This is a genomic window from Aminobacterium colombiense DSM 12261 (genome assembly GCF_000025885.1).
In the GTDB taxonomy this organism is placed as follows: Bacteria; Synergistota; Synergistia; order Synergistales; family Aminobacteriaceae; genus Aminobacterium; species Aminobacterium colombiense.
In genome coordinates, this window is the sequence record NC_014011.1 from 598,465 (window position 1) to 621,707 (window position 23,243).

At 45.0% G+C, this 23,243-nt stretch carries 22 protein-coding genes; 21 read left to right on the forward strand and 1 reads right to left on the reverse strand.

Features of this window, described 5'->3' with window-relative positions:
- The first annotated feature begins 24 nt into the window (after positions 1-24).
- The 6 genes from AMICO_RS02875 to lptB all read left to right on the forward strand — a co-directional run bounded on the left by AMICO_RS02875 (position 25) and on the right by lptB (position 5,659).
- Entirely contained in the window at positions 25-1,281 is a 1,257-nt protein-coding gene (locus AMICO_RS02875) for a class II fructose-bisphosphate aldolase (RefSeq protein ID WP_013047973.1), read from the forward strand.
- Positions 1,282-1,611: 330 nt separating this feature from the next.
- Positions 1,612-2,661 (forward strand): threonine synthase, encoded by a 1,050-nt coding sequence (gene thrC, locus AMICO_RS02880; RefSeq protein ID WP_013047974.1) that lies wholly within the window; start codon positions 1,612-1,614, stop codon positions 2,659-2,661.
- Positions 2,658-3,566 carry a homoserine kinase gene (thrB, locus tag AMICO_RS02885; protein ID WP_013047975.1) on the forward strand — a complete coding sequence of 303 codons (909 nt, stop codon included), beginning with the start codon at positions 2,658-2,660 and terminating at the stop codon, positions 3,564-3,566. The genes thrC and thrB overlap by 4 nt, the downstream gene beginning before the upstream one ends.
- Positions 3,567-3,598: 32 nt before the next feature.
- Complete coding sequence (locus AMICO_RS02890) at positions 3,599-4,111, forward strand: ACT domain-containing protein (protein ID WP_052292794.1); 513 nt, start codon at positions 3,599-3,601, stop codon at positions 4,109-4,111.
- Positions 4,112-4,172: 61 nt separating this feature from the next.
- Positions 4,173-4,931, forward strand: coding sequence for an LptA/OstA family protein (locus AMICO_RS02895; protein ID WP_013047976.1), 759 nt, complete (start codon positions 4,173-4,175; stop codon positions 4,929-4,931).
- Positions 4,931-5,659 carry an LPS export ABC transporter ATP-binding protein gene (gene lptB / locus AMICO_RS02900; RefSeq protein WP_013047977.1) on the forward strand — a complete coding sequence of 243 codons (729 nt, stop codon included), beginning with the start codon at positions 4,931-4,933 and terminating at the stop codon, positions 5,657-5,659. The genes AMICO_RS02895 and lptB overlap by 1 nt, the downstream gene beginning before the upstream one ends.
- Here lptB and AMICO_RS02905 read toward each other — a convergent pair.
- Complete coding sequence (locus tag AMICO_RS02905; RefSeq protein ID WP_013047978.1) at positions 5,632-6,108, reverse strand: hydrogenase 3 maturation endopeptidase HyCI; 477 nt, start codon at positions 6,106-6,108, stop codon at positions 5,632-5,634. The genes lptB and AMICO_RS02905 overlap by 28 nt on opposite strands.
- Positions 6,109-6,150: 42 nt before the next feature.
- Between AMICO_RS02905 and murJ the strand changes: the two genes are divergently transcribed.
- The 15 genes from murJ to secD all read left to right on the forward strand — a co-directional run bounded on the left by murJ (position 6,151) and on the right by secD (position 23,234).
- Positions 6,151-7,707 carry a murein biosynthesis integral membrane protein MurJ gene (murJ, locus tag AMICO_RS02910; RefSeq protein ID WP_013047979.1) on the forward strand — a complete coding sequence of 519 codons (1,557 nt, stop codon included), beginning with the start codon at positions 6,151-6,153 and terminating at the stop codon, positions 7,705-7,707.
- Positions 7,708-7,726: 19 nt separating this feature from the next.
- On the forward strand, positions 7,727-8,269 hold the full coding sequence (locus AMICO_RS02915; RefSeq protein WP_013047980.1) for a hypothetical protein: 543 nt from the start codon (positions 7,727-7,729) through the stop codon (positions 8,267-8,269).
- 6 nt (positions 8,270-8,275) lie between these two features.
- Positions 8,276-9,289: a tRNA (adenosine(37)-N6)-threonylcarbamoyltransferase complex transferase subunit TsaD gene (gene tsaD, locus AMICO_RS02920; protein ID WP_013047981.1), complete on the forward strand. Its 1,014-nt coding sequence runs from the start codon at positions 8,276-8,278 to the stop codon at positions 9,287-9,289.
- A 203-nt stretch (positions 9,290-9,492) separates the two neighbouring features.
- On the forward strand, positions 9,493-9,783 hold the full coding sequence (gene groES / locus AMICO_RS02925) for a co-chaperone GroES (protein WP_013047982.1): 291 nt from the start codon (positions 9,493-9,495) through the stop codon (positions 9,781-9,783).
- A gap of 37 nt (positions 9,784-9,820) precedes the next feature.
- On the forward strand, positions 9,821-11,458 hold the full coding sequence (groL, locus tag AMICO_RS02930; RefSeq protein ID WP_013047983.1) for a chaperonin GroEL: 1,638 nt from the start codon (positions 9,821-9,823) through the stop codon (positions 11,456-11,458).
- A gap of 128 nt (positions 11,459-11,586) precedes the next feature.
- Positions 11,587-13,119: a glutamine-hydrolyzing GMP synthase gene (guaA, locus tag AMICO_RS02935; RefSeq protein WP_013047984.1), complete on the forward strand. Its 1,533-nt coding sequence runs from the start codon at positions 11,587-11,589 to the stop codon at positions 13,117-13,119.
- 12 nt (positions 13,120-13,131) lie between these two features.
- A complete protein-coding gene (locus tag AMICO_RS02940; protein WP_013047985.1) occupies positions 13,132-14,340 on the forward strand; it encodes an AI-2E family transporter in 1,209 nt (402 codons plus the stop codon).
- A gap of 9 nt (positions 14,341-14,349) precedes the next feature.
- Positions 14,350-14,997, forward strand: coding sequence for a molybdopterin-guanine dinucleotide biosynthesis protein MobB (locus AMICO_RS02945; RefSeq protein ID WP_013047986.1), 648 nt, complete (start codon positions 14,350-14,352; stop codon positions 14,995-14,997).
- 123 nt (positions 14,998-15,120) lie between these two features.
- A complete protein-coding gene (locus tag AMICO_RS02950; RefSeq protein WP_013047987.1) occupies positions 15,121-17,076 on the forward strand; it encodes a sodium-translocating pyrophosphatase in 1,956 nt (651 codons plus the stop codon).
- A gap of 91 nt (positions 17,077-17,167) precedes the next feature.
- Positions 17,168-18,913, forward strand: coding sequence for a DNA primase (gene dnaG / locus AMICO_RS02955; protein ID WP_013047988.1), 1,746 nt, complete (start codon positions 17,168-17,170; stop codon positions 18,911-18,913).
- Positions 18,914-18,959: 46 nt separating this feature from the next.
- Complete coding sequence (locus AMICO_RS02960) at positions 18,960-19,235, forward strand: S4 domain-containing protein (protein WP_013047989.1); 276 nt, start codon at positions 18,960-18,962, stop codon at positions 19,233-19,235.
- Between the two features lie 36 nt (positions 19,236-19,271).
- Positions 19,272-20,558: a phosphopyruvate hydratase gene (eno, locus tag AMICO_RS02965; RefSeq protein ID WP_013047990.1), complete on the forward strand. Its 1,287-nt coding sequence runs from the start codon at positions 19,272-19,274 to the stop codon at positions 20,556-20,558.
- 45 nt (positions 20,559-20,603) lie between these two features.
- Positions 20,604-21,233 (forward strand): redox-sensing transcriptional repressor Rex, encoded by a 630-nt coding sequence (locus AMICO_RS02970; RefSeq protein ID WP_013047991.1) that lies wholly within the window; start codon positions 20,604-20,606, stop codon positions 21,231-21,233.
- 84 nt (positions 21,234-21,317) lie between these two features.
- Positions 21,318-21,722: a preprotein translocase subunit YajC gene (gene yajC, locus AMICO_RS02975; RefSeq protein ID WP_013047992.1), complete on the forward strand. Its 405-nt coding sequence runs from the start codon at positions 21,318-21,320 to the stop codon at positions 21,720-21,722.
- Between the two features lie 117 nt (positions 21,723-21,839).
- A complete protein-coding gene (gene secD, locus AMICO_RS02980; protein ID WP_013047993.1) occupies positions 21,840-23,234 on the forward strand; it encodes a protein translocase subunit SecD in 1,395 nt (464 codons plus the stop codon).
- Positions 23,235-23,243 lie beyond the last annotated feature (9 nt).

Below are 23,243 nucleotides of genomic sequence, written 5' to 3' on the forward strand. Positions count from 1 at the left end.
ATTATACAAGGAGCGTGACAATAAATGAGAAAAAACAGCGCCTCATATAAAGAGATGCTGAAGAAACGTCCCCTGAATGTTCAGGCTTTATGGGAAAATGAAGAAGTAGGCTTAGTAAGCGGACGGGACATTGTCAGGGCTTTTCGGGAAGCTAATGCTATCATCCTTGCAGTTAATGCAAGAAATCCGCTAACTATAAAAGGGGTATTCAAAGCAGCTCAAAAATTAAATGCCGCTGTATTTATTGAGATCGCAAAGTCGGAATCAACATACTGCGCTGGTAATTTTGATAATCTTCCCGAGTATGCGGTGAAAACTTCCGCTGAATTAGGGCATGGTATCGTTTTTGGCCTTCACGTCGACCATTATGCCATTAAGTCTGAAAAGGATCTATTTAAAGCGGTGGGGCATCTTCCATCTGTGATTCAAAAAGGCTGGACGTCTGTAGCTATAGATGCTTCCCATATGCCGGATTGGGAAAACCTCTGCTTCACTCGGGACATAGCCATGCACATTCCTCCCTATCTGGGACTGGAAGTAGAAGTGGGCGAGATAAAGGGACCAGGGGAATTAACCACAGTTGAAGAGGCTCAATTCTTCATTGGTGGACTTAATTCATGGGGAATATTCCCTGACCTTCTAGCTATTTCCAATGGAAGCCTTCATGGAACGTACGATACAGGACAGCAGGAAGGAATTGATCTTCAGCGTACCCAGGACATTGCTCATGTTATTCGCCCCTTTGGTGTTTCTATAGCCCAGCACGGTATTTCAGGAACTCCCATTGAGAAGGTGGCTAAATTCGCTAATTTTGGAATCAATAAGGGGAACGTCGCAACCCTTTTTCAGAATATTGTCTTTGGGATAAAAATGGATTCTGATACGGGAAATGCCATAGCAGAGAACGGTTCATATGTTAAAGAACCCCATCGCGGCGTTTCAGAAAAGACATGGCAGAAAATTGTAGAGTGGTGTGACAGTCAGAGCTACAGCAGAAAAGATGGGAACTATAAAAAAGCGAATCTTCCGCTAGGAAACGTGATCTTAGAGGAATCCCCTGAAATCATTGGCCGTATTATCGACGAAACAGAGGAATGGGCCAGCCGCTTTATCAAAGCCTTTAACGCTGTGGACTCAGCAGACAGGGTGCTCGAGGTTATTGCAAAACGCTCTGATCATAATGGCGCCCCCGAGCAGGCTATTTTGGGAAAAAGATCAGATTATACAGAAGATCGAGCTCCGGGACATTCTCTAAAGGATGGGGGAGACTATTCAGATTAAATTCTGTGCAGCTCTTGACAGACATGTAAAGTAATTATATAAAGTTGCCTCAAATACGAATGATTTGTAGCAAGCGATGAAGAGGAGAGTAGTTTTGTCCCCGTCCGAAACAGAGAAGAAAAGCCACGGGCTGAGAGCTTTTCACGGAAAGACAGGATGAAGACCACCTCGGAGCAGGTGTCGAAGCCAGAGGGATAAGGCACAGGGAAGCCGCCCCTATAGCGGAAAGAGAGCCGGCATGTCCGGAAATGGAGTGGAACCGCGAGTGAGCCCACATCGTCTCCAAATTAAGGAGAGATGTGGGCCTTTTTATTTTTGGGAGGTAAGGAAATGGCAAGGCAGGGTATATTGCATCGATACGAAAAAGATTTGCCCTTAACAAGGGCGACACCCCGTATAACGCTCATGGAAGGTGACACTCCTCTTATTCACTTAAAAAATCTAAGTCGTGAATTAAAAGTGGAACTTTGGGCCAAGTTTGACGGCTTAAACCCAACGGGATCTTTTAAAGACAGGGGTATGGTCATGGCTGTCGCAAAAGCCCTTGAAGAAAAAACAACGGCGGTTATATGCGCTTCTACTGGTAATACATCTGCCTCTGCAGCTGCTTATGCTGCTTCTGCTGGTTTGGCCTGCTTTGTTTTACTCCCCGCAGGAAAAGTTGCTTTAGGAAAATTAACACAGGCCTTGATTTATGGGGCAAAGGTTGTCGCCGTCAAGGGAAATTTTGATGAGGCATTACAGCTGGCCCGAGAAGCAGCTCTTTCGAAAAAAATAACTCTTGTAAACTCTATAAATCCCTATCGCCTCTGGGGGCAGAGATCTGCTGCATGGGAAATTTGTGATGAGTTGCAAAAAGCTCCTGACTGGATTGTGTTGCCAGTGGGGAATGCGGGAAATATTAGTGCATATGCAGCAGGACTGGAATACTACAAAGAAATAGGAAAGATTGACTCGATGCCGCGCCTTATGGGTGTTCAGGCTGAGGGGGCCGCTCCCCTTGTGCTTGGACGGATAGTAGAAAAACCAGAAACAGTTGCAACTGCGATTCGCATTGGAAACCCAGTGAATGCTGAGAAGGCCGTTCGGGCAATAGAAATGAGTAATGGGAAGTTTGATGCTGTAACAGACACAGAGATTCTTGAGGCACAAAGAGAATTGGCATCTCAGGATGGAGTATTTGCAGAACCTGCTTCTTGTGCCCCTCTTGCCTTTCTCTTGAAACAGAAGAGGGCTGGCAAATTATCTGAAGGATTGCGAATTGTCCTTATTCTGACAGGGAATGGATTGAAAGATCCTGACAGCCCTCTTCAGGGTTTACCAGGGCCAATTTCAGCAGAGGGAACGTTGGAAGCTCTGAAAGGAGTTTTAGGATTATGAGGCTCTTTAGGGTGAAGGTGCCGGCTTCCAGCGCTAATCTGGGATCAGGTTTTGATACGTTGGGACTGGGATTGTCCCTGTATAACTTTTTTGATGTGCGAGCTTTTTTAAAAAAGGGGTCCTATGTTCTTGAAATAATAGGAGAAGGGAGCGGTGAACTCGGTAGAGAGAACAACGCTCTTATCCAGAGTTATGAATTTGCCTGCAACAAATGGGGGATTGATCCCCCGGGTCTGGATTTGTGTTCTCTTAACGCCATTCCTATGGCTCGGGGGCTTGGCAGTTCCTCCACGGCCATTGTGGCAGGTGTTGCCATAGCAAACACATTACGGGAAAATTCCCTTCAAAAGGATGAACTTTTATCTCTTATGGTAGAGTTAGAGGGGCACCCTGATAATGTTGTTCCGTGCTGTATGGGAGGGATGGTTGTCAGTGGAGTGGATGGAGGAATTATCCGCTTTGTAAAAATGCCGCCTTTACCTGAGGACATGGTGGCTGTTGTCGCAGTGCCTGAAGTTCGGGTGAGTACTCAGAGTGCACGAGAAGCACTCCCGACGAAAGTTTTTTTGAAAGATGCTGTTTATAATATAAGCCGAGCTGCTCTTCTTGCGGCTTCATGGAGTACAGGAAACTGGAGCAATCTTCCCTGGGCTATGGGTGATCGCCTCCATCAGCCCTTTAGGGCCCGCCTTTTTCCTGGGGGAGAAGAAATATTAAGGGAGCTTTCAAATGCACCAAATTGTTCGGGAGTGGCTATTAGCGGTTCTGGCCCGAGTATGATTGCTTTTGCCAGGGGATTGGCAGGAGATATTGCCAAACTTATGTGTTCGATTTTTTCTCGACATGGTATCCGGTCGCGCTTTTTCGTATTGAGGGAAGATCGCGAAGGCTTGAGCATCTTTTAGGCTGTTGACAATGAAGGGAGGGTATTTTTAAGATGACGAAGAGAGACGAGAACAAGCCAAACAGGCAAGTTGTGAAAAATTTGGATGTGGCTAAGGTCGCTTTGCTTGGAGTACCAGACATCCCTGGCATAGCTGCTTCCCTTTTTGCAGCCCTTGCTGATGCGGATATTAAGGTTGAAATGATTGTACAGAGCGTAATGAGGGGGCAGGTGAACGATATAGCCTTCCTTGTGCAGAAAAGTGGAATTGAAGGGGCAATACGAGTTTGTCGTGCCGTTTCTATGGAAATTGGCGCTCAAGGTGTGACCTTTGACACTGAAATAGCCAAAGTATCGGTTTTCCCACAGGATTTTGACCCTAAAGTTCCATCAAGGGTTTTTTCAGCTCTAGCTCACAGAGAAATCAATATCGATATGATTTTGGCGACTGAGTGTTTTGTAACCTGCGTGGTAGCAGCATCTTATGTGGATGACGCAGTAGAGGCGCTGGAGTGGGAGTTTAAAGAAGAGAAGAGCACCAGACAGAGGTCTTCTTCCAGTGACTGATATAAGGTAGAATAGCGACGGTGTTTTTAACACCATATTTTTTTATGGGTGGTGTAGCTTAATGAAAAAAGGCCTGAGGCATGTGAGAGCTTGTGCTGTTATTGCCTTTCTTTTTATCTATGCAGGAGCCCTATGGGGAATAGAAGCTCATGTAACAGCTGATACCATGGTGTATCACTCCAGAACGGGGGATTTTACAGCCGAAGGCAATGTGCGAATTCAGAGGATGGAGTTAGAGATAACAGCACCAATGGGAGAAGGCAATTCCCAGACGGGACATGTAATTTTATCTGGGGGGGTTCACATCTTTGGAAAATGGGAGAACGAACCTGTTGACCTTACGAGTGTCTTTTTAGAAGGACATCTTTCAAATGGAGGCAGATACTCCCTTCGGGAAAATGTTTCTGGATATTTGGGGGCACGCATAATAGATGCCCAGGAATTGGAAGTCAGTGAAAGCAGTTTCATTGCGAAAAAAGTAAAAAAGTTTGAAGACACGAAACAAAAAATGTTCCTTTCCGCTTCTACTGTTAAAGGGAACATCTCTAACGGGGAAACCACTGACATACAGGCGTCAGGCGATGTGGTCATTGTTATTACAGAAACAGATGGGCAGAAGACACGTATAACTGGCTCTAATGCGGTTTATTCTAAGGCCCAGGATAATATAAAAGTATGGGGGAATGCTCTTGCGGTACAGCCAGAACGAACCCTTAGAGCAGAAGAGATACTTTATTCCCCTCAATCAGGGAAAATATTGGCTTCTGGAAAACCACAAATAACAATTCAGATCCAGGATAAGGAAGGGAAAAAGCAATAATGGGCGCAAAGACGCTTAAAGCCAGAAAGGTTTGTAAGGCCTTTAAAGGGAGAACTGTAGTTTCATCAGTGGATCTTGATGTGCATATGGGTGAAATCGTAGGACTTCTTGGTCCTAATGGCGCTGGTAAAACGACTACGTTTTATATGATAGTCGGGCTTATAAAGCCAGATTCGGGGCGCGTAATGATTGACTCAAAGGACATTACCCCCTTTCCTATGTTTCGCCGAGCTCGGATAGGAGTAGGATACCTTCCTCAGGAGGCTTCTATCTTCAGGAACCTCACAGTAAAAGAAAATATTGAGATCGTGCTGCAGGAGCTGGGAAAACCCCAAAAAGAAATAGAAACCATGGTCTCCCATATCCTGGAAGAATTAGGGCTAACATCTCTTGCTTCTATTCCTGGGTATGCGCTCAGCGGCGGCGAGCGAAGGCGGGTGGAAATAGCCCGGTGCCTTTCTATAATGCCAGATTTCCTCTTGTTAGATGAGCCTTTTAGCGGGATTGATCCTATCGCAGTCTACGACATCCAGCAGATCATTCTGAGCCTTCGGGCAAAGGGATATGGAATATTACTCACAGATCATAATGTCCGCGATACTCTGGCCATTACAGACCGAACATATCTGATTCATCAGGGAGAGATTGTTATAGAAGGCTCTCCTGATGAGGTGGCTCAGAGCGAAGTGGCAAGAAAATTTTATTTAGGAGACAGATTTTCCTGGTAAAGCAAAGGAATTTTTTCAAAATGCTGTTTTTCAAGTATGAGAATCAGTTTTTCAGCAGCGTCCTTAACCTTCTGGGACAAAGATTCACCCAGGTTCTGGCTGAAAGGCTGTATGCCAATATAGATAATTGTAATTTTCTGAGCGATATCTTCAAGAAGCATCCCTAATGGGAGGCCGTGAGTACTAAAAGAAACGTTCTCCACCATATGGAGTGGAATACGACGGACAGATCCCGGCGGAAGATTCATATCTGCAGCGTCAACGATCAAAAGCAGATTTGGGAGGTTCCGTTTTAATGGGGCAATATAATTTTCAGGTATAGTTTCGCAGTCTATGGCAGTGATCGGATGTAGAGCCCTTTTTTTATGCAGCTCTTTTGCGATAAAGGGTCCCACGCCATCATCGCCGAAAAGTGGGTTGCCAATACCCCAAAGTGTTATAGTACCCAAAGAAGCACCTCATTTCTCTTATTATTTCAGGAGGCGTATTATATGTCCTCTCGTGTTTCCCGAATGGTTCGCCATGCCCTGGTCATGATGGTTGGTACATTTGCTAGCAGAATTCTAGGACTAGCCCGAGAAATAGTAACGGCGGCACTTTTTGGAGCGTCAAGCCAGCTTGATGCTTTCTATGTTGCCTATACCCTTGCCAACCTTTCACGGCAAATGCTGGCAGAGGGAGCCCTGTCCGCGGCTTTTGTCCCTGTATTTTCTCAATCCCTGGTTCAAAGAGGGAAAGAAAAGGCATCTCACTTGGCAAGACAGGCTTTATGGATTCTCCTTGTAGCTGGAACAGCTGTCGTTTTCGCGGGCGTTATCCTGTCACCATTTCTTGTTAAAATTATGGCGCCAGGTTTTGACTCTGTCAAAGCTTCACTTGCAATTTCCATGACGCAATGGATGTTCCCTTTTTTAATTCTGGTGTCTTTGGCGGCATTGGCCATGGGTGTTCTAAATAGTCTTGATTCATTCTTTGTACCGGCCATTGCTCCTGCCCTGAGCAATGTGGTATATCTTCTGATTCTCTTTTTCGCTGCGTCGCGGCTAGGAATATGGACCCTCATTATAGCTGTTTTAGCAGGAGGGGTCTGTCAGATGGTGCTTCAATGGGTTTGGAGCGCCTGGAATGGAGTTCTGCTATTACCGGAAAAACCGAATTCAAGAGATCCTGAATTACGGAAAATGATGAAACTTTTTTTCCCTTATGCAGCTGGTCTCTCATTGAATCAGATTAATCCTGTCATCAGCCGCGTATTAGGTTCTTTTCTCCAGGATGGCGCTATTTCTGTGCTGAATTATGCTAACAGAGTGATACAGCTTCCTCTGGGGCTTTTTGTCATTGCCATCTCCCAGGCAGTCCTTCCTGAACTTTCCCGCTGCGCAGTTGGAGATGAAAAGGAATTTCGAGAAACAATGCGAGATGCGGTAAGATTTGCCCTTTTTGTTATTCTTCCAGTGACAATAGGTCTTGTGCTGGTTTCTGATGAAGTAGTTAACCTGTTATTTTATCGAGGGGCTTTTAATGCGTGGGCATGGCACGCTACTGGTATAGCTCTGGCCATGTATGCCTGGGGGCTCCCGGGAATGGCCTGTACGACAGTTTTTCTTCGGGGGCTCTATGCTCAAAGCAACCCAAGATCGGCGTTGCTCGTGACTCTCTCAAGCGTGGTATCCAACGTTGTATTCTGTTTGCTTCTTGTCAAACCTATGGGCTTTGCTGGACTTGCTCTTGCCACTTCCCTGGGGTTCACTTTCTCATCATTTGCAGGAGGGTATCTTCTTGCCCGAAGCATTAATCACCCTCTTGACATTTTAGGCGTAAAATGGACCCTTCGTATTTCCATAGTTTTAGGCGCTATGGCTTTTACAGTGTGGAAGTTTAAATCTCTATGTCCTTATCCAGTAGATGCAGGGTTGCTTTTAAGATGCGGCTGGCTCTTCATAGTCATGCTTCTGGGGGCTTTGATATATATGGGAGGGACACTGGCCTTTCATTTTCATGAGTGGCAATGGCTTAGAGGTGCTCTTAAGCGAAGGGATAAAGAATAGATTAAGGAAGGAGAACATAATGACAAGGAATAAAATGAAACTGGTTTTGCTGGTTTCAATCCTGTTAATGGGGCTGACTGGAACTTTGGGGTGGGCTTCTAACTCTCTGCAAGGGAAGATTGACGAGCGAACAACTGTTATATGGATTGAAGGAACAGCGTTGGGAGATATGGTTATTGGGTCTCGTGCCCAGGCGGCATTTGTATATGTAGATGGCACCCTTTCCCATGCTGTTGCCTCAGATCCCAATGCACCGGAATGGCTGAAATGGCATTCAAACCATTATTCAGATAAAAAACTAAAGAACAGGGCGCTCTTTATCATGCGATACAAAGCCATAAAACGATGGTCTTTTTCTCCAGAAATGATTCGAATCGGTGAGTATAAAGTAACTGACGACGATATACTCACGAGCAAAGATTTCATGGCCGTTGGCGAGCTCCCCCCTGATAGTACGGGGACCTTGGCTTTTTCCGTGCCTGCAAAATATGTTCCCAAGGGCCGGAATATTCTTATTTCATTGGGTGATTTTTCTGGAGAGCTGAATGTTCCAAAGAGGTGACAATGAGTGGAAAGACGATTTTTAACATTAGGGATAGAGAGCAGCTGCGATGATACGGCTGTTTCAATACTAGATGGACAAAGGGATGTTAAGGCTGATTTGATATCAAGCCAGATTAAGGATCATGCTCCCTTCGGCGGTGTAGTTCCGGAATTTGCTTCGAGAAAACATCTTGAGGCGATTCTTCCCTTGGTCGACAGAGCGTTGGAAAATGCGGGAGTTAGCGATCCTGCCCAGGAGCTGTCACTAATTGGAGTAACTGCCGGGCCAGGGCTTATGGGATCTCTTCTTGTAGGGGTTATGACAGCCAAAGCTCTTGCTCAGACATGGCATCTTCCCATATTGGGCGTTAATCATCTTGAAGGGCACCTTTTTGCGAATGTAGTTGCTTCTCCTGATCTGGAACCCCCTTTCATCTGTCTTATTGTTTCTGGCGGGCATACAGAAATAATTTTAGCAGAGGATTTTGGGAACTACAGTCTCTTGGGAGCTACGCGAGATGATGCTGCTGGAGAAGCTTATGATAAAGTAGCCAAACTATTGGGCCTTGGTTATCCTGGAGGCCCTATTATCGATTCTCTTGCCCATAAGGGAAATAGCGAAGCCTTTTCCTTTCCCGTTCCTTTAAGATCAAGTGACGAGATTGCCTTTAGTTTCAGCGGCTTAAAGACAGCGGTACTATGGGCGGTAAAAGATTTGAAAGAAAAAAGTGTTGATCTTCCTATCGCTGATCTTTGCGCTTCTTTTCAGAAAGCGGCAGTGGAGGCTTTGATGACGAAAGTGGAACGAGCCGTCGAAGTGACGGGCATACGAAAAGTTGCTATATCAGGGGGAGTAGCTGCCAATCGAGGATTACGAAACGCTTTACAGAGAAAGAAAGACTGGAATGTGTTTATTCCACCAGCAATAAGGTGTACGGACAATGGGGTAATGATAGCAGCTGCTGCATATAACGGGTATAAAAGAGGCCTTATTTCCGACCTTTTTTTAACCCCCAATCCTTCATGGCCGCTGGTTTAGCGCTTATTAAAATTAAAAAAGTAAGAAAAAGATAGAAATTAAGAGTTAATAGGATAATATCATGAATAAACATGGCTAAACGCTTCTAGTTATCCTTGAGATTCAAAAGTAGGGCAATTAATATCTAAGCCGTTCGGTTAGCACTCAATGACAAGGAGTGCTAATATACGAGACAGGATATTATTATAGGGAGGGATTTTCGAATGAATTTAAAACCGCTTGGTGATCGTCTCGTGGTGAAGGTCATCAATCAGGAGGAAAAGACAAGGGGAGGAATTGTTCTTCCAGACACTGCAAAAGAGAAACCTCAAGAGGGAGAAGTTGTAGCAGTTGGCACAGGAAAAGTTTTAGAAAACGGCCAGAAGCTTCCTCTTGAAGTTAAGGTTGGCGACCGCATCATTTTCAGCAAATATGCTGGAACTGAAGTGAAGCTTGACGGAGACGAATACATCATCTTCAGCGAACGCGATGTGCTTGCGATTGTTGAAAAGTAAGAGACGAGAATTAGATCTTTAAGGGAGGAATACAAAAATGCCGAAGATCCTAACTTTTAGTGAAGAAGCCCGCCACGCCATGCTGCGTGGTATTGATAAAGTTGCTGATACAGTGGGGGTTACCCTTGGGCCCAAAGGACGGAACGTTGTCCTTGAGAAGAAGTTTGGCTCACCCACGATTACAAATGATGGTGTTACCATCGCAAAAGAGATCGATCTTGAAGATTCTTTTGAAAATACAGGCGCTCAGCTTGTTAAAGAAGTAGCTTCTAAAACAAACGATGTTGCTGGAGACGGAACTACTACCGCTACAGTTCTTGCCAGGGCCATCATTCGCGAAGGCATGAAGAACGTTGCTGCTGGTGCCAATGGGATGCTTATGAGACAGGGCATAGAGAAAGCCATCGACTTTGTGGTGGATGAATTGAAAAAAATGGCTATTCCCGTTAAGAACCGTGATAAGATTGCCCAGGTCGCCGCAATTTCCGCTAACGATTCCGGCATAGGCCAGCTTATAGCAGAAGCCATGGAAAAAGTCGGACAGGATGGCGTTATCACTGTTGAAGACAGCCAGACTGTTGGAACAACTCTTGAAATGGTCGAGGGACTTCAGTTCGATAAAGGCTATATCAGCCCTTACATGGTGACAGATCCTGAGAGAATGGAAGTCGCTCTTGATGATGCATATATCCTTATTCACGATGGAAAGATCAGCAATATAAAAGACCTTCTCCCAGTGCTTGAAAAAGTAGTGCAGACTGGTAAACCTCTTCTGATTATTGCTGAGGATGTGGAGGGAGAAGCTCTCGCCACCCTTGTAGTTAACAAACTGAGGGGCGTTATGCAGGTCGCTGCAGTGAAGGCCCCTGGTTTTGGTGAACGCCGCAAAGCCATGCTTAGCGATATCGCCATTGTAACTGGTGGTCAGGTTGTGAGTGAAGATGTAGGCATTAAGCTTGATAGCGCTGACATTTCCATGCTTGGTAAAGCAAAGAAAATCCGTGTTACCAAAGAAGAGACGACCATCGTTGAGGGTTCTGGTAATCCAGACGAGATCCGCAAACGGGCAGCCCAGATCAAACGCGAACTTGAAGACTCTACGTCCGATTACGATAGAGAAAAACTACAGGAACGCCTTGCCAAGCTCGTTGGCGGCGTGGCCGTTATACAGGTGGGGTCCGCTACCGAAACTGAGCAGAAAGAACTGAAGCACCGCATAGAAGATGCACTTAATGCTACAAGGGCTGCAGTAGAGGAGGGTATTGTAGCGGGTGGCGGCGTAGCCATAATCAACTGCATTGCCTCCCTCGAGAAATTCCTCGAGAACTTTAATGGTGATGTAAAAACAGGTGGAACTATTGTTCTGAGTTCCCTTTCGTCTCCCCTGCACCTTATCGCCCAAAACGCAGGATTCCAGGGCGATGTCATTGTTGAGAAAGTCCGCGGCTTAAGAGCTGGGAATGGTCTTGATGCGTCTACTGGCGAATATGTAGATATGATTGAAGCCGGAATAATAGACCCCGTTAAAGTTACGCGGAGCGCTTTGCAGAATGCTGGCTCCATAGCAGCCATGGTTCTGACTACTGAAGCTATTGTTGCCGATAAGCCGGAACCCAAGGGTGCAAGTCCCATGCCTGGCGGCCCCGGAATGGGCGGCATGGAAGGCATGTACTAGAATTTGTTATAAAGATGGAAGCCCCCACTTTGTGGGGGCTTTTTCTTTTACACTTCTTCCCTTTCTGGTAATATAATTCATATAACGTATTTACCTTGAGAATTTAGTTCTTTTTCGGAGGAATGCAAATGGATAATATCATAATTCTGGACTGTGGCTCTCAGTTCACTCAATTGATTGCCAGGAGGATCAGGGAACTGAAAGTACATAGCGAAATTATCCCTTGGGATGTATGCATAGATGATATTCGCCAACGCAAGCCACGTGGCATTATCATATCTGGCGGGCCCCAGAGTGTCATGGACGAAGATAGTCCAACGGTTCCTATGGAGCTTTTTGAATTTGGAGTCCCCATATTAGGGGTTTGCTATGGAATGCAGCTGATTGCGAAACTTTTCGGTGGGCAGATCGAGTCTGGTTCGAGCCGAGAGTATGGCAGGACCGCCATCTCATTGAAAGATTTAAATTCTTTGCTCTTCAAAAGTGCTCCTGGAACTTTTGAGGTGTGGATGAGCCATGGAGACCATATTGCTAAACTTCCTGATGGAGCACTGCTTTTGGCAGAAACAGATGGCGGCGTTCCTGCAGCCTTTGCTATAGAAGAAAAGGGCATTTGGGGACTGCAATTCCACCCAGAAGTAGCACATACACAAAACGGGATCACGATCCTGTCCAATTTCCTTTTTAACATTTGTGGCTGCACTGGCGATTGGGATCTTGGAAGCTGGATCGATATGATGGTAAAAGATGTACAGCAGAAGACAGAAAACGCCAGGGTCATATGCGGTCTTTCAGGGGGTGTTGATTCTACTGTTGCAGCTGTCCTTACATCAAAGGCTATTGGCGATCGCCTTGAATGTATCTTCGTGAACAATGGATTGTTAAGACATCGTGAGGCGGAGCGGGTTCTTGAAAAGTACAAACAGCTTGATCTAAATGTACACTATGTGGATGCCAGTAACCGTTTTCTTGACGCATTAAAAGGAGTTATTGATCCAGAACAAAAGAGAAAGATTATTGGTGAAACATTTATACGAGTGTTTGAGGCAGAGGCAGCCAAAATACACAATGCAGAATGGTTGCTTCAAGGCACTCTCTATCCTGATGTCATAGAAAGCGGGCACAAAGGGAAAGGGGCCTCAGTCATTAAAAGCCACCATAATGTTGGTGGTTTGCCGGAAGATATGAAATTAAAAGTACTTGAGCCCTTAAGGGATCTATTCAAAGACGAAGTTCGAACCATAGGTGCGTTGCTTGGCGTTCCGGAAGAAATTGTAAACAGACAGCCCTTTCCAGGGCCAGGTCTAGCTGTTCGTTGCCTTGGCGAGATTTCTCGGGACCGTCTTGATACATTAAGGGCGGCAGATGAAATATTCAGGGAGGAATTTTCAAAAAGCGAGACATACTTTACAGTTTGGCAGTCCTTCTGCGTCCTTTTGCCAATAAAGACCGTTGGAGTAATGGGAGATTCAAGAACATACGCAGAAGTTGTCGCCCTTAGGGCAGTGGAATCAAGTGATGGAATGACGGCTGATTGGGTTCGAGTTCCGTATGATGTTCTCGATAGGACAGCAAGACGTATTTGTAATTCTATCAAAGGCATTAATCGAGTTGTGCTAGATGTTACCAGCAAGCCGCCCTCTACAATAGAGTGGGAATAAAGAGTAATAGATTTGCACGGAAAGGCGCAGCCGTATGACTGCGTCTTTTCTGTAAAAAAACTGAAATGGGTGAGACTTTTGGCGTATGAGAGCAGGCGTCCCTATAAACGGATTAGAAGTTTTTTTCTGCCCTTTACGGTTGTGTTTTTAGCCTTGGGGGCTCTTGCGTATCTGGTATCATTTAATCTTCTTCGGCCACTGGCATGGTCTGCGATCTTGTCTTTTTTTGTTTATCCTTTTTACACCCTGATTTATGAAAAAATTCTTAAGAAAAAATATGCTAATATAGCAGCTTCTTTAACAACCGCAGTGATTATTGTTCTGATCGTGGTTCCGTCAATTTTTGTAGGAGTAACCCTTGCTAGAGAGGGCATTAGAATATATGGGCATCTTGCTACAGTGCTTTCGAGAGTGAATGTAGAGCAGGGGAAGACTATCATGAGTGTTTTCTTTCCCGACGTCCTGGCAGAGAGAATACGTCCATTTTTGGCTGAATACCCCTTTCTCGTCAACGTAATAGAACAAGTTGGTTCGTGGATAGCCTCAACGCTGGCTACCCTGTCGCGATCCTTTCTTGGGGATACCATTCGCATTCTCTATCAGCTTATAGTGATTGTTGTAGCCTCTTTTTTTATGATCCGGGACGGCCATATCATTCTTGACTATGTCAATGATATCGTTCCCCTCCCTTTAAAAGAGAAAGAGGCTTTTTTTAACAGAGCGAAACAAATTCTTCAGGCTGTCATTTACGGCATTACCCTGACTGCAGGAGTGCAGGGCTTTCTTGGAGCTTTAGGCTGGTGGTATGTAGGACTTCCCAGTCCGGCCGTTTTTGGCGCGGTAATGGCCTTGCTTGCCATGATCCCCTTTATAGGAACGCCCCTTGTCTGGGGACCTGGCGCAATATACCTCTTTTACAGCGGGCAGATCAAAGAAGCGCTCATTCTCGCCATTTGGGGATTAATAGTTGTGAGCATGGTCGATAATTTTATCCGCCCCATATTTATTTCTGGTGGAGGAAAGGCCCATGTCCTGATCATTTTTATAGGTGTTGTTGGTGGTCTGGCATCATGGGGGTTCCTCGGTCTTTTCCTCGGACCATTGGTCATAAGTCTTTTTATTTTTCTTCTTGACAGCTACCGTAATATTTGGAAAAACTACATCAGAGAATATGGGATTAGACCATCTTCTGCCGTATCGCTGAAGAAAAAAGAGGAGTGATCCTTAACAATGGCTTATATCTTTGCTGTTTCCGGCATGAAAAATAGCGGCAAAACGAAACTTTGCCTTTTATTGCTCAAGTATCTGAAAGAGGCAGGGATCCATGTTGGGTATATAAAGCATTCTCATGAAAAAGTTCTATCGCCAATGGACACAGACACAGGAAAGGTCTTGTCGCAGGGGATTCCCGCTCTTTATTGGGGTGTTGATGGGTGTCGGTATGAAAAGCCTGGAGAGATATCGATCTATGACATTCAAAACAGAATAGGGAGCAACTTTGACATTCTACTTCTAGAAGGTGGGAAATCCTTTCCCTGTCATAAAATATGGCTGGGGGAAGCGGATACATGTCCCGGGAACATTCCTGGCATAGTCGCATATTATGAAGCAATACCAGCAAAAAAAGGGGGGAGAGATGACACCAAACGTTTTTTTTCTTTTGGAGAAGAGTCTTCTATTGCTGATTTTATCATCGCATTGTATGAAAGGTCTTCTGAACGGCTATCTTTAATAATCGAAGGAGAAAAAATTCCTCTAAGACCCTTTGTTTCCGATTTCATAGAGGGGGGAATCAAGGGGATGCTTTCTTCGCTCAAGAAAATTGATAAATTAAATGGAGATATTGCAATATCTATAAAGAAAGAAAAAGATAAATAGGTTTTATCACTTGTCTTTGCTAGCTCTCCTTACTATAATTGATTGAGTTTTTGGCCATAGTTGCCCGCCCTTGAGGCGGGCTGTCTTTTTCAAGCTTTTTTGAATTAAGGGAGGTTTCTTTATATGGATGCGTTTTGGATCGTTGTCGGATCTGGAGTTCTGGCTCTTGCTTACGCGTTCTTCGCGTATGGCAAAGTCAAAAGGTTTAAAGTTGAAAACGAAAGGGTCAATGAACTTTCAGAAATTATTCATGGAGGAGCGATGGCTTTCCTTTCAAGGGAATATCGCTGGCTGTTCCCCTTTGCTCTTCTTGTTGGCGCTCTTCTCTGGTTTACAATAGGGATGGGCACATCTATTTCATTTCTTGTAGGGGCTCTTTTTAGTGCTGTCGCCGGATATATCGGTATGACTGTTGCTACTCGTTCTAATGGTAAAACTTCTTTTGCCGCTACCTTAGGAATGAACGAGGCTCTGGGGATTGCTTTCCGGGGTGGAAGCGTCATGGGGATGTCTGTTGTTGGGCTGGGGGTTCTTGGAATTATGATCTGTTACGCTCTTTTCAAAGACCCCAACATTGTAACAGGATTCGGTTTTGGCGCTAGCTCTATCGCTCTTTTTGCCCGTGTCGGTGGAGGTATTTATACAAAAGCCGCAGACGTTGGAGCGGATCTTGTGGGAAAAGTGGAAGCAGGAATTCCAGAAGATGACCCCAGGAACCCAGCTGTTATTGCAGACAACGTTGGAGACAATGTAGGTGATATCGCGGGGATGGGCGCAGACCTCTTTGAGTCCTATGTCAACTCCATTATTGCTGCCATGGCCATTGGCCTGACTATATTTGGAGATAGAGGGGTCTTTTATCCTCTTTTACTTTCTGCACTTGGCATAGCTTCCGCTATTATTGGTACAATGTTTGTCAGGGTTAAAGAAGGTGGAAACGCTCAGGTTGCCCTTCGTGTTGGTACCTTTGTAACTGGCGGTGTGATGATCTTCGGTTCTTACTTTATTACCAAATCGGTATTTGGAGATCTTACCCTGTTCTGGTCTGTTCTCTCCGGGGTGGCAGTAGGGGTACTTATTGGTTATGTGACAGAAATATACACCTCAGGAGACTATGATGCGGTTAAGCAGATTGCCAAATCATCTGAAACTGGGGCGGCTACGGTTATCCTTTCAGGTATTGCTGTGGGAATGAAGTCTACAGTTATCCCTGTTATCTTGATCTGTGTAGCTACCCTTGTAGGGTTTAAGTTTGGAGGCCTCTTTGGCATAGCCTGTGCTGCTGTAGGAATGCTTTCCATTACAGGTATGACATTGAGCGTTGATGCCTACGGTCCAATTGCGGACAATGCGGGTGGTATCGCGGAAATGAGCCATCTTCCCCATGAAGTTCGCGAGATTACTGACAAGCTTGATGCTGTTGGAAATACGACTGCGGCAATGGGCAAAGGACTAGCTATTGGGTCTGCGGCTCTCACCGCGTTGGCTCTTTTTGCTGCCTATGCTCACGCTGTGAACCTGGATGCTATCGATTTGAAGGATCCTTATGTCATGGTGGGGCTCTTTGTCGGGGGGATGTTGCCCTTCCTGTTCAGCGCTCTGACAATTCAGGCAGTTGGACGAGCCGCTCAGTCCATGATAGATGAGGTGAGAAGACAGTTTCGTGAAATCCCAGGGATTATGGAAGGGACAGGGCGCCCGGAATATGAGCGCTGTGTAGATATTTCCACAGGATCAGCTCTTAAAGAAATGGTATTTCCCGGCCTGCTGGCTGTTATCACTCCAATTCTTGTGGGGTATATCCTTGGTCCTGCAGCCCTTGGCGGACTTCTCGGTGGAGCTATTGTCACAGGCGTCATGATGGCTATTTTCATGTCGAACTCTGGTGGAGCCTGGGACAATGCGAAGAAGTTTATTGAAGAAGGCAACTTTGGTGGCAAGGGAACAAGCAATCATGCCGCAGCTGTCGTTGGAGACACAGTAGGAGACCCCTTTAAAGATACAGCGGGTCCCAGTTTGAACATCTTGATCAAACTTATGACTGTCGTTGCCCTTGTTCTTGCTCCTCTCTTTATATAAAAAGACAGGATTTTTCAAAAGGGTGTATCATTTAGAGGGGAAGGACCTCCATCCTTCCCCTCTCTTTATTATTTTATGGAGGTGAGATCGAGTGGGTGATGATGTAGTCCGTCAGATAAAAGATCGGCTTGACATCGCAGATGTTGTGGGGGATTACGTTCGCCTGCACAAAACTGGTAAAAATCTCAAGGGGCTATGCCCCTTTCATCAGGAAAAAACGCCATCGTTTATTGTTTCTCCAGACCGCCAGACATTTCATTGTTTTGGGTGTGGCGAAGGAGGAGATGTTTTTTCTTTCATAATGAAAATAGAAGGATTAAATTTTAGAGAGGCCCTGGAACTTCTTGCTCAAAGAGCTGGAGTTGAAGTTGAAACAAGTCCAAGCCATTTTTCAACAAAAGGGAAACGATCACTTTACGATATAATGGAAACTTCCTTGTTTTTCTACCGCTCATCATTGAAAAATCAAGGCGGCCGTTTGGCACAACAATACCTTAATTCACGAGGAATGAATATAGAGAGCGCTTCTCTCTTTGAGATAGGTTGGGCGCCGCCTACTTGGGATTCATTATGGCGCCTTCTTTTCAAAGAAAAAGTTTCTTTGAAAGAAGCCCTTGATTGCGGTCTTGTTATTGAAGGGACGAAAGGCATATATGACAGGTTTCGAGGGAGGGTGATCTTCCCTATTAGAGACGTGTCTGGTCGGCTTCTTGCTTTTGGCGGCAGAATCATTGATGGAGATAGCGCAAAATATATAAATAGTCCGGAAGGTGTCTTATATAGCAAACGGAAGAACCTTTATTTGCTTCATATGGCTAAACAGGAAATACGTGAAAAAAACAGGGTTATTCTTGTTGAAGGGTACATGGATGCTATCCGTCTGCACATGACAGGGTATAAAGAGGCAGTTGCTTCGTTGGGAACTTCCCTTACAGAAGATCAAGCGCGGTTGTTAAAGCGTTTTACTAACAATTGCTTTATTTGTTACGATTCTGATACGGCAGGGCAGGAAGCTGCGGTGCGCGGCATGTATGTTTTGCAGCAGTGCGGCCTTGACGTTCGCGTTGTAGAACTACTTTCAGGAAAAGACCCAGATGACCTTCTTTCTAACGAAGAAGGGAGAGAGCTTTTTAGAAAAGCAATGGAGAGAGCTTTGCCTCTTGTGCTTTTTCATCTCTCTCTCAGGCAAAGGCAGCTGGAAAATCCTGATACCAGAAGGGCGGCTGCGGAGGACTTGCTACAGGGGTTATCTCAACTTAGTCCTATTGATATAGCACCATTTCTTTCAAGTGTCAGTGCCGCCTTGGGGATTCTCCCTTATGAGTTGCAAGAGCAGCTGGAATCAATTCGCTCAGCGAAAAAATCACAAAAAACAATTTCATCAGAGCAGAGTTATAAAACCATGAATAATAATGAAAATTCTTCTCGAAATTCAGTTGTTGATCCTCTCGAAGCCGCTCTTGTATACTGTCTCTGGAACGATATAGCCCGGAGGCGAGTGGCGCGGCCAGAGGAAGTTTTTTGCCTCGTTGAAAATGAAGATGTAAAAAACATGTTAGCAGCCATTTTCTCAGGCCATTCCCCAGAAAGCCTTGAGGAACATTGGAGGACCCTAAATGAAACAACACCCTTTGCCATTCTTGCCGGTGGAGGTGCTTTCTGTGATTCTTTCAGCGAGGATCAGGATTGTTGGGACGCGATCTCGTTGGCTTTAGAGAGAAGGAGAGAAGAAGAAGTCTTTAAAAAGATTCATGAAAGGATGCTTCGAGGAGAAGCTTCAAAGGAAGACCTCGAAGAGTATAGTAAAATTGCAAAAAAATTGAAATCTCGCTCATAGAATCTTTGTTATACTTAATTTGAATTTGTGTATGGAGGAACAATGTGTGAGGCTAGATAAATTTCTTAAAGAGTCCCGTCTTGTAAAGAGAAGGGTCGTGGCGCAAGAAATGATAGGTATCGGTGCGGTGCGGCTCAATGGTCGTCAGTGCCGTTCTTCTGCTCAAGTCTGCGTAGGTGATACTGTTGAAATTGCATATATGACACGGGTTCTTAAAGTTACAGTCTTAGTCGATGATGAAAAAGAACTCAGAAAGAAACAGTCTATACCTTATGTGCTGCAGGAAGAACGAAGAGTGAATAGCGACGAAAAGCCATGGTAGCATCACTCATAAAAATTAAAAATGGAGATGATAGGCATGGGAGTAATAGCGGGTGTATATGGTAGAGAAATCCTCGATTCTCGGGGAAATCCTACTGTTGAAGTGGAAGTCTGGCTTGATAATGGCATTATTGGAACAGCTGCTGTTCCATCGGGGGCATCCACAGGAACCCATGAAGCTCTTGAATTAAGAGATGGTGGAGATCGCTATATGGGCAAGGGGGTACTGACAGCAGTAGGAAATGTAAATGATAAAATAGGGCCAGAATTAATAGGGTCAGATCCTTCTGAGCAGGTGTTCATTGATATGGCAATGGTTCAACTGGATGGAACTCAGAATAAGTCCAACCTCGGCGCTAATGCCATGCTTGGTGTCTCCATGGCGGTGGCCAGGGCTGCGGCAGAGGACCACGGTCTTCCTCTATGGGCCTATTTGGGGGGCATAGGACCCAATCTGTTGCCAACCCCTATGATGAATGTAATTAATGGTGGCGCCCATGCTGATAATAATCTGGATATCCAGGAGTTTATGATTGTTCCCCATGGTGCAGGTTCTTTTACAGAGGCCCTTCGAATGGCAGTGGAAACGTACCACGCCCTAAAAAAAACTCTTATAAATCGCGGCTACAGCACTGGGATTGGTGACGAAGGCGGTTTTGCTCCTAACCTACAAAGCAATAGGCAAGCTCTTGATTTGATTTTAGAGGCAGTAGAAAGTGCCGGTTACACTCCTGGTGATCAAATTAGCCTGGCACTTGATGTAGCTGCTTCCGAGCTCTATAAAGACGGCTGCTATAATTTTGAAGGAGAAGGCAAGATCTTAACAAGAGAAGAAATAGTATCTTATTATGGTGATCTATGCAAAGCCTATCCTATAGTTTCTATTGAAGATGGCATGGCTGAAGATGACTGGGACGGCTGGTCTGTTTTGACGAAAAACTTGGGCAAAAGTATGCAGTTAGTGGGAGATGACCTTTTTGTAACCAACCCTGAACGTCTCGAGCGGGGAATTTGTCAAGGGGTTGCTAACTCCATTTTGATTAAATTAAATCAGATCGGAACTGTGACAGAAACCATGAAAGTTATTGATATGGCTATACGACAGGGATATAGTACAGTTATATCCCATCGGTCAGGAGAGACAGATGATACTTTTATCAGCGACCTGGCGGTCGCAATAGGAGCTGGTCAAATTAAAAGTGGAGCCCCTGCGCGTACGGATCGTGTGGCAAAATATAACCAGCTTTTACGTATAGAAGAAGAAATAAGCAGCGGGCTGGGCACAGAGTATGCAGGTTTGACTCGTTTTAATATTTGCAGGTAATAAGGGGTTTTTCATATTTTTTAGAAAAACTAAGGACGTGAAATTATGAAAATAGCAGAACCTACGGTTGAAAGACTTGTTCAATATCACCGATTGTTAGAACAGCTTTATAATGAGGGGCAAAAAGTAGTGTCTTCCCAGGAAATAGGGGAAATGCTGGCCTTTAAAGCGAGTCAGGTAAGAAAAGATCTTTCTTATTTTGGGGAAATAGGAAAGCGGGGGGTTGGGTATCACGTAGAAAAGCTATACAGGCATATCGACGGAATCCTGGCCTCACCTCGCAAGTGGCCTATAGCGCTTATAGGGGTAGGCCGCCTGGGCGAAGCTCTTCTCGGACATAAAGCCTTTAAAAGTCCAAAATTTGATATAAAGGCGCTCTTTGATGTGAACCCAGAAAAAGTCGGGAGAAAAATAGCAGGCATATCTTGCTACCACGTGGATGACATCAGTGATGTTATGAGAAAAAATGGCATAGAAGTCGTGATACTCACGGTGCCTTCTTCTGTAGCCCAGGAATGTGTGGACAAAATAGTACAGGCAGGAACAGTCAAAGGAATTTTGAACTTTTCTCCCTTGTCAATAGTGGCACCTGATAGTGTGCTTATTTATAGCGTTGATATCTCAGTAGAACTGGAAAAGTTGCTTTTTTACCTCAAACATCGTGAAGAGCGCTAAAAAGCCCCTTTCATGCTTACGATATTCTGTTAGAATATCACTGTTAAAACTCAAAGGATGAATTAAGTAGAGGAGGCGTTTTCTTTGAATCAACAATGCGGTCAGACAACTGGAGCAGGAGGAGCACAAGGTGGTCTTTTGGGAATGCTTTTCCCCCTTGTTATATTTGTGCTTATTTTTTATTTCTTCATTATTCGTCCCCAGAAGAAACGTCAGAAACAGCATGATGATCTGTTGGCGGCCTTGACCCGGGGCGATCAGGTTATAACAGCGGGTGGTTTTTTTGGTATTATCCGCGAAGTTAAAGATGATAGCATCATCCTTGAAATTGCTGACGGCGTAAAGGTGCGCATTCTTAAGTCTTCAATTGTCAACAAGAGATCATCTGTGGCTGAGCAAGGGAAAGAAAAAGTTACTGAAGAACCTAAAGAAGTTTCTGAGGAACACAAAATAGAAGAAAAGACAACCGAAGAAAACGAGAAAAAATAAGGTAACAAAATAAATTTATTTGCAAATGGAGAGGGCATTCGTAGTGTCCACTCCATTTGCTTTGGTTTTATCAATTGTGAAAAAACGCGGAACTTGAGGTTTAGGGAGGGTAAAGTCATGTTGAAAAAAGACCGCTGGCGGCTTGCTATAGTTATTGTTGTTGTTGTGGCCGCCCTTTTATCAGTCTTTCCTCTTGATGGGAAGATAAATTTAGGTCTTGATTTGAAAGGTGGAGCTCATATTGTTCTCCAGGCGAAGCCTACTTCTGGAAGTGCGCTGACAGATGATAGCATAGAGCGTCTTCTCGCAGTTCTAAGGAATCGTATTGATCAATATGGAGTAGCGGAGCCCGTTATTCAAAGGGAAGGACGCGATCGTGTCATTGTAGACTTGCCAGGGGTGGAAGATCCGGAGGCGGCCCTTGAGTTAATAGGCAAGACCGCGTTGCTTGAGTTTAGGAAAGTGCTTGGTGCGACTCCAGCAATGCCTCCTGGTCCAGAGCGCCAGAATTATGCCAGTGATGATGAATTTCAGGCTGCTCAGAAGCGGTGGAATGATGCAAAAGTTGAAATAGAAACATATAAAAGTGAGCTAGAGAAGCAGGTGGGGATTGCAGGTGGCGATATTGTTGCCAAGGATGAAGAAGGCCGATACTTTTTGCTGGGCCCATCTCTTGTAAGCGGTAAACACCTTGTAGATGCCAAAACACAATTTGACAATCTTGGCCGTGCTGTTGTTACCCTTGAATTTAACTCTGAGGGGGCAAAACTCTTCGAACAGGCCACTGCGGAAAATGTAGGGAAACAGATCTCTATCGTACTTGATGGGAATGTGGTTTCAGCCCCAGTAGTTCAAGAGCGGATAAGTGGTGGAAATGCACAGATCTCAGGACGTTTTTCTACTGCAGAAGCTCAGAGACTGGCTATAATGCTTCGTGCAGGTGCACTGCCCGTACCTGTAGACGTTCTTGAGAATAGATCAGTTGGCCCAAGTCTGGGGGCCGACTCTATCAACGCTGGGCTTAAGGCTGGTCTTATCGGGACCCTGTTGGTTCTGGGCTTTATGTTGCTTTATTACAGAACTCTTGGCATAGCCGCCGATGTAGCCCTTACTGTCTGTCTCTTGCTGGTTTTTGCTGGCCTTATCAGCTTAAAGGCAACTCTGACCCTACCTGGTATTGCTGGTATCATTTTAACTATAGGTATGGCTGTTGATGGGAATATATTAATTTACGAGCGGATAATCGAAGAAGCAAAATTGGGGAAAACACCCACTGCTGCGATTGATGCGGGATTCAAAAAAGCCTTAACCACCATTCTTGATGCCAATATTACTACGCTAATAGCAGCCGGAGTGCTTTACTACTTTGGAAGCGGGCCAATACGGGGTTTTGCTGTAACGTTAAGCATTGGTATTTTGGCGAGTGTTTTCAGTGCAATTGTTGTTACGCGTGTACTTCTGCAGGTTCTTATGGGCGGTTCTAAGTCCCCATTTTTAGTGAACCGTTCATAGGCGAGGGAG